Below are 8,020 nucleotides of genomic sequence, written 5' to 3'. Positions count from 1 at the left end.
CAGGTGGGCCGCGAGGCGATGGAACACCGGCTGGGCTTCACCGCCACGTCGATGGCCGCGCTGCGGGCGAGCCTGCAGCGCTTCCTGGCCGGTGAAGCCGGCGCGCCCGACATGTTCCATGGAAACGTCAAGCAGCATCGCGAGGCGCTTTCGTTGTTCGTCGAGGAAAAGGATCTCGGCGACGTCGTCGCGGCATGGCTCGAACGGGGCCGCTTCGACAAGGTACTGGAGTGGTGGGTGAAGGGCATGGCGTTCGATTGGACCCGGCTGCACGGCGAGGTATCGCCACGCATCCGACCCTTGCCGACCTATCCGTTCGCACGCGAGCGGCACTGGCTTCCTGCCGTGGCGCCCGGCGTGGCGACGGCCGCGCCAACGGCGCGCGGCGTGCTGCATCCGCTTCTGCATGAGAACGTGTCGGACATGACGGGTCTGCGCTTTCGAAGCGTGTTCTCGGGCGACGAGGCATTCCTTCGCGATCATCGGGTGGGAACCTCGCCGGTGTTGCCGGCCGTGGCTTATCTGGAGGGCGTTCGCGAGGCGGTCCGGCTTACGGCGGGAGCCTCGCTCGGCGATGCCGCGGCGTGCGTCGCCCTCCGCGACGTGACGTGGCTGCGACCCCTCGTGGTCGACGAGCCGACCCGTGTCCACTACGAACTGGCGTGGAACGACCAGGGCGAAGCCTGTTTCGAAGTCTATGCGAGCGTGCGCGACGGCGCACCGGTGTTGCACTCACGCGGCATGGCGACCCTTGTCGACGGAACGGGCGTCGAGCGGCTCGAGCCGGAGCGGTTGCGCGAGGCATGCGATCGCCGCGTGGGCGGCGATGCCTGCTACGCGATGTTCGGTGCCGCCGGCCTGGACTACGGACCGATGTACCGCACGCTGGAATGGATCGGCTCGGGCGTCGTCGCGCAAGGTCCGTTCGTCGTGGCGGCGCTTGCGCTTCCCACCAGGCGCGGCGACATGGCGTTTGGGCTCGATCCCGGGTTTCTCGACGGCGCCCTGCAGGCGACGACCGGTTTCGCGCTGGATGCGATGGATGGACGGGGCGCGCAACTGCCCTTTGCGCTGGATGAGTTGGTCGTCCATGGCCCGACGCCTGAACGAGGTTTCGTCCACGTCACCCGTTCCCATCGTGCGGGGGACACCGGTGCATCGCGGTTCGACCTGGCCGTCTGCGACGAGGACGGCGTCGTGCGCGTGGCCTTGCGCGGCTTCATGGCGCGCCCGCTCGACGGCACGCAGGCAGGGGCGGTGCCCGGCCCCGCCCTCGACGGTGCGAACGAGCCGTTCACGTGTTCGCTCGCACCCCGCTGGAGCACGATCGCTCCGCCAGCGGCCGATGCCGTGCCCGGCGTTCCCGATGTGCCGGTGCTGGTCATCGGCGGTACGGCCACGGAGCGGGAACGGATCGCCGATCGCTATCCGGGTGCCTGCGCCTTGTCGCCGGGCCGCGACGACGATGCAGCGACGATCGCGCGCATGCTCGCCGAAGCGGGTCCGTTCGGGCACGTGATATGGATCGTGCCGCCGTCCGCCGCCGCGTGGCGTGGCGACGCCTTGATCGACGCGCAGCGAGACGGCGTGCTCCTGGGTTTTCGGCTGGTCAAGGCGTTGATCGCGCTCGGGCACGACGGCGGCGACCTGGCCCTGACCGTGCTGACGCGACAGGCGCAGGCCGTCGAGCCGGGCGACGCGCTGCATCCGGCGCATGCGAGCGTGCATGGCTTCATCGGATCGCTGGCCAAGGAACATCCGGGCTGGTCGATCCGGCTGGTCGACCTGCCGGTGGACGAGGCGCTGCCCCTGGAGGCCATCCTCGCACTGCCCGCCGACGCGCAGGGCGAAGCCTGGGCGTACCGGAACGGGGAGTGGTTCCGCCAGGGCCTGCTGCGGGTCGAGGCGATCGCCACCGACGAGCCGCTGTATCGCGACGGCGGCGTCTACGTCGTGATCGGCGGCGCGGGCGGGTTGGGCGCGGTGTTCAGCGAGCACGTCATCGAACGCCACGGCGCGCAGGTGGCGTGGCTGGGCCGGCGCGTGCTCGACGGCGACATCGAACGGCGCATGGACGGGCTCGCCCGGCTGGGACCGCGGCCGCTGTACATCCAGGCCGACGCAACCGACCGGGCCGCGCTCGAGCGCGCGCGCGACGACGTGCTCGAACGGTTCGGGCGTATCGACGGCGTGGTGCATGCCGCGCTGGTGCTGCGCGACCGAAGCCTCCTGGGCATGGAAGAAACCGACTTCATGGCGACCCTCGCCGCGAAGGTCGACGTCAGCGTGCGCGTGGCGCAGGTATTCGCCGATCTTCCCCTGGACTTCGTCGCGTTCTTTTCCTCGTTCCAGACCTTCAGCAAGTCCGCCGGCCAGAGCAACTACGCGGCGGGCTGCGCGTTCAAGGACGCGTTCGCGCAGGCGTCCGCACCGATGTGGGCGTGTCCGGTCAAGGTGATGAACTGGGGGTATTTCGGCGAGATCGGTTCCGTGGCCACGCCGTTCCATCGCGAACGCATGGCGCAGATCGGCGTCGGCTCGCTGCAACCGGCCGAAGCCATGGCCGCGCTCGACCGGCTCCTCGCCGGTGGCCTGGACCGACTCGCCTTCGTCAAGACCACGGCATGGGGCGTCCTCAACGCGTCGATCGGCGACGAGCGGCTGAGCGCCTTGCCGGTGCCTCACGACCTGGCACGGTGGTGGGACGCCGGCGGTGCCGAGCCACCTCCGTCGGTGCACGCGGGCGATGCGCTGCCTTCGCCGGCCGACCATTTGCTGATCCGGCTGGTGGGCGCGCAACTGCGATCCATGGGCCTGTTCACCATGCAGGCATCGCCATGGTCTCCCTGCGACGTCGCCGGCTGGAAACGTCGCGTCGGCCTGCCGGCGATCCACGAACGCTGGTTCGAGCACACCGTGCGCCTGCTCGTGGCCCACGGCTGGTTGCGGGACGACGGCAAGGGCAACCTGTCGGCGAACGAGCCCGACGACGTGACGCCATGGCACGTCTGGGAGGCGGAAGATCGTGCCGACGGCGACGGTGCGCACGGAAAGCTGCTGGAAGCGATGCTTCGCGCGCTGCCGTCGATCCTTTCCGGCGACCTGCGCGCCACCGATGTGTTGTTCCCGCGCTCGTCGATGGATGCCGTCGAGGGGATGTACCAGTCCAATCCTCTGTCGGACCATTTCAACGGCGTACTCGTGGCCCGGCTGACCGATACCGTGGACCGCTGGATGACGGAAGCGCCCCGCCGCCGCCTGCGACTGCTGGAAATCGGCGCAGGCACCGGTGGTACCAGCGCGGCTGTGTTCGAGGCGCTGCGGCCCTGGGCCGGTTCGATCGACGAGTACGCCTATACCGACGTCTCGCGCGCGTTCCTCAAACATGCCGAGCAACGCTACGGGGCCGACAATCCGTACCTTCGCTACCAGATCTTCGACGTGGAACGGCCTCTCGCACCACAGTCGGTGGAGGAGGGCGCGTACGACGTGGTGATCGCCACGAACGTGCTGCACGCCACGCGCGACATCCGCGAGACCCTGCGCAACGCAAAGGCGGCCCTTCGCGGCGGCGGACTGATCCTGATCAACGAGATCAACTGCTTCAGCCTGGTCGCCCATCTCACCTTCGGGCTCACCGAAGGCTGGTGGCGTTTCACGGACACCGCGTTGCGTCTGCCGGGTTCGCCCGCGCTGCGCTCCGACGCCTGGGCGCGGGTGCTCGAAGCGGAGGGTTTCCAGGCCATCCGCTTTCCGGAAGAGGCCCAGCAGGCACTGGGACAACAGATCATCGAGGCTCATAGCGACGGCATCGTTCGCCAGCGCGACCAGGCGCGTACGCATGACGCCACGCCAAAGCCGGTCGTGCCCGCGCGTCCGGCCCGACCCGCGCCGGCCACGGGCGCGATCGACGACGATCGCATCAAGAGCGTCATCGCAAGGATCATCGCCGATGCGTTGATGGTGTCTGTGGAGCAGGTCCAGTTCGACGAATCCTTCGCCGACTACGGCCTGGATTCCATCCTCGGCGTGCAGGCGGTGCAGGTGATCGGCCAACGGCTGGGCATCCAGCTGGCGAGTACAAGCCTGTTCGACCACGCCACGGTGAATCGGTTGGCCGCGCATATCGTCGCCGAGCACGGCGCCGCGCTGGCGGTCAGTCCCAGCGGTTCGCCGAGCGGCGAAGCGCCTGAGTCGCCACGCTCCGTATCGCGCCCGGTCGCCGCGGTGTTCAGGGCCCCGGCCCGACAGGCGGCGCCGCCGGCGGTGGCCGAAAGCGCGCCGGTAGCGGACGTCGTCGTGCCTCGGAGTGCCATCGCCGTGGTCGGCATGAGCGCGCGTTATCCGCAGGCGGCGGACACCGCCGCGCTATGGAACCACCTTGCCCGTGGCGACGACCTGCTCGGCGCGGCGGTGGGCATGCGCCGTGGCACGGTGGACGACATCGACCTCTTCGATGCGCTGTTCTTCAACATCTCCGGCATCGAAGCCACGTATATGGATCCGCAGCAGCGGCTCTTTCTTGAAGAGGCATGGAAGGCCCTCGAGGAGGCCGGCTACGTAGGCGCGGCGATCGAGGGAAGTACCTGCGGCGTCTACCTGGGCGGCACCGGCGGCGACTACAGCTCGCTATTCGGCGGCTCCGCCCCGCCACAGGCATTCTGGGGCAACACCGCCTCGGTGATGCCGGCGCGCATCTCGTATTTCCTCAACCTGCACGGCCCGGCCGTCGCGATCGACACCGCCTGCTCGAGTTCGCTGGTGGCCATGCACATGGCTTGTCAGGCACTGCGCACGGGCGAGGTGGACATCGCGCTGAGCGGTGGCGTGTTCATCCAGACCGGCGAGCGTTTCCAGGTGTCGGCGGGCCATGCGGGCATGCTCTCGCCGACTGGGCGCTGCCATACCTTCGACGATCGCGCCGACGGTTTCGTATCGAGCGAAGGCGTCGCCGTGTTGGTGATGAAACGGCTCGACGACGCGCTGCGCGACCGCGACCACATCCATGGCGTGATTCGCGGCAGCGGCGTCAATCAGGACGGTGCGACCAATGGGATCACCGCGCCGAGTGCCCTCGCGCAGGAACGGCTCGAATGCCAGGTGTACGACGCCTTCGGCATCGACCCGGCACGCATCACCATGGTGGAAGCGCACGGAACCGGAACGAAACTCGGCGACCCCATCGAATTCCAGGCGCTGACCCGCGCCTTCCGCCGGTACACGGACCGGCGCCGATATTGCGCCATCGGTTCGATCAAGACCAATCTCGGTCACGCCGCCGCCGCGGCGGGCGTGGCGGGCGTGGTCAAGGTGTTGCTGTCACTGAAGCATCGGGCCATCCCGGCGTCGCTTCACTTCGAATCCGGCAACAGCCACATCGATTTCGAGGACAGTCCGTTCTACGTGAACACCTCGCATCGCGAGTGGACCGCTCCGGCCGGGCAGCCGCGCCTGGCCACGGTGAGTTCTTTCGGCTTCAGCGGCACCAACGCGCATCTGGTATTCGAGGAGGCGCCCGCGCGTGCGCCAACGGTGGTTCGACGGTCGGCCTACCTGGTGGTGCTGTCGGCGCGTACCGCGGAACAGCTACGCGAGCAGGCGGCTCGCCTGCTCGCGCACCTGTCCGATCGGGACGCCCCGCACCTGGGCGACGTGAGCTACACGTTGCTGATGGGGCGCAAGCATCTCGCCCACCGCCTCGCCTGCGTCGCGACCGATCGCGAGCGATTGCTCGATCTTCTCGACCGCTGGCTCGCGGGAGCGGCCGGCGACGAGGTACACGCGGGCGTGCTGACCGAGCAGAGCGTGCGCGAGAGCGCGGCACTGCGCAGCCATGGAGACGCATGCGTCGCCGCCTGCGCGAGCGGTGCGGCCGACGAACGCCTCGAACGGCTCGCCGTTGTCGCCGATCTCTATACGCAGGGCTACGCGCTCGATTACGGCGCGCTGTTCATGCCCGGCGAACAGGGGCGGGTGCCCCTGCCGACGTATCCGTTCTCCCGGCAGCGCTATTGGGTACAGCCGCCAAAGTCGCCGGATGGAGCGCCGCCTCCCGTTCCTCGCACGGCCAACCCGGCCGACGAAAAGGTTGCGCCCGTTCCGTCACGGATGGAAGGCCCGGTGGGCACGCTCACGCTCGCGCCGCGGTGGGAGGCGTTGCCGGCGGCGCTCCTGGGCGACCCGTCGAGGGCGTCCGGCGAGGCCTGGGTCATCGTGGACGACGACGACGCGCGTCACCATGCATTGCGCCTGCGCTATCCCGGCGCGCGCATCGTCGGGGGCGTGGACGTGGACGATGCGTCGCTCGCTTCGCGCCTTGCCGCGTCGGGCGAGTTCAAGCGGCTTATCTGGTTGTTGCCTGCATCGACCGGCGATGCATCGCCCGCATCACTGGTCGCGGCACAGGACGGCGGAATCCTGCGTGGCCTCGCCTTGATCAAGGCGCTGCTCGAACTCGGCTACGGCGACCGTGAACTCGAACTCAGCGCGATCACGCGGCAATGCCAGGCGATCGGCGACGAAGACGTCGTGGATGCCACGCATGCCGGAGTTTGGGGACTGATGGGCAGCACGGCGAAGGAGTATCCGCGGTGGCGCATACGCTTGGTCGACGTCACCGACGAGGCCGCGCGGCTGGACGCCGTCGGCGCGCACGCGGCCTTGCCCGGCGATCCCGACGGCAACGGCGTGGCCTGGCGTGACGGCAACTGGTTTCGCGAGATCTACGTGCCGTGCGAGTTGCCGCCTCCCGGCGCACCCGTGTATCGCCAGGGCGGCGTCTACGTGATCGTCGGCGGGGCCGGCGGCATCGGTGAAGCGCTTACGGAGCGGCTGATGCGCGAGCACGGTGCCCGCGTGGTCTGGCTCGGTCGCCGCGCGGCCGACGACGCGATCGAAGCGAGTCGCGCAAGGTTGACGACGTGGGGCGAGCCGCCGACCTATCTGTCGGTGGATGCGCGCGACGTCGACGCCCTCGGCGCGGCGCGCGACGCGATTCTCGCGCGCCATGGCGCGATCGACGGCGTGGTGCATGCCACCCTCGTGATGAGCGGAAGCGACCTGGCGGGAATGACGCGGGAACGTTTCGTCGCCGTGACTTCGGCGAAGATCGACACGGCCGTGGCCACCGCCCATGTGTTCGCTGGCCACGTGCGGGACTTCCTCGTGTTCTTCTCGTCGATCCAGGCCCTCGAGAAAACGCGGCGGCAGTCCAATTACGCTGCGGCGAGCACGTTCGTCGATGCCTACGCACGCCAGTGGCGCGACGGCATGGGCTGCGCGGTGAAGGTCGTCGACTGGGGATATTGGGGAAACACCGGCATCGCTCGCGAGCTGACCAGTTTCCAGCATTGGCTCGTGGACGCGGGCATGGGCTCGATCGATCCCGCCGAGGGCTTCGAGGCGCTGGAGCGATTGCTCGGCAGCGACGCGACGCGGATCGCGTATCTGAAGACGCATCGAACCGGGGCGCTGCAGGGGGTGACGCTGGTCGATGACCGCGCGCCCCATCCCGCCACTGCCGTCACGGACATGCCGCGGCCACGCATCGTCGACGCGGTCGCCGCGACGACGGATACGCCGTGGCTGCGCTCGCACGTGCGCCAGGTCGTTCTGGAAAAGCTTTCGGCGTTGCTGCTGATCGAACTGTCGGACATCCAGCCGCATGCCTCCTTCGCGGAATACGGCCTGGATTCGTTGCAGGCCGTGGCCACGGTGGACGCGATCAATGCCGCCCTCGGCACGCGTCTCACCAGCACGAGCATGTTCGACTTCAATTCGGTCAACCGGTTGGTCGCGCATATCGTCGAGGCGCACGTGCCGGTGCTGGATGGGGCGGTGGGCGAGGTCGCCTCGATCGATGCCGTGACGGCCGAAGGCATCACGGCGGATGCGCCGCCACGGCGCGAGGACGCACCGGTCGCGCGTTCCGCCGATCCGACCCGCGCTCCGATCGCGATCGTCGGGGTGAGCGGGCGCTACCCGCGCTCGCCCGACGTGGCGACGCTGTGGAACCACCTGG

The 8,020-nt window shown here is 69.0% G+C and carries 1 protein-coding gene; it reads left to right on the top strand.

Annotation, left to right across the window (positions count from 1 at the left end):
• On the top strand, positions 1–8,020 hold an 8,020-nt coding region (locus JNG39_RS20980; RefSeq protein ID WP_368313909.1), incomplete at both ends, for an SDR family NAD(P)-dependent oxidoreductase.

The sequence above is a fragment of the Luteibacter sp. CQ10 genome, from assembly GCF_040900725.1.
Lineage (GTDB): Bacteria > Pseudomonadota > Gammaproteobacteria > Xanthomonadales > Rhodanobacteraceae > Luteibacter.
This window is presented reverse-complemented; position numbering and strand designations above follow the sequence as displayed.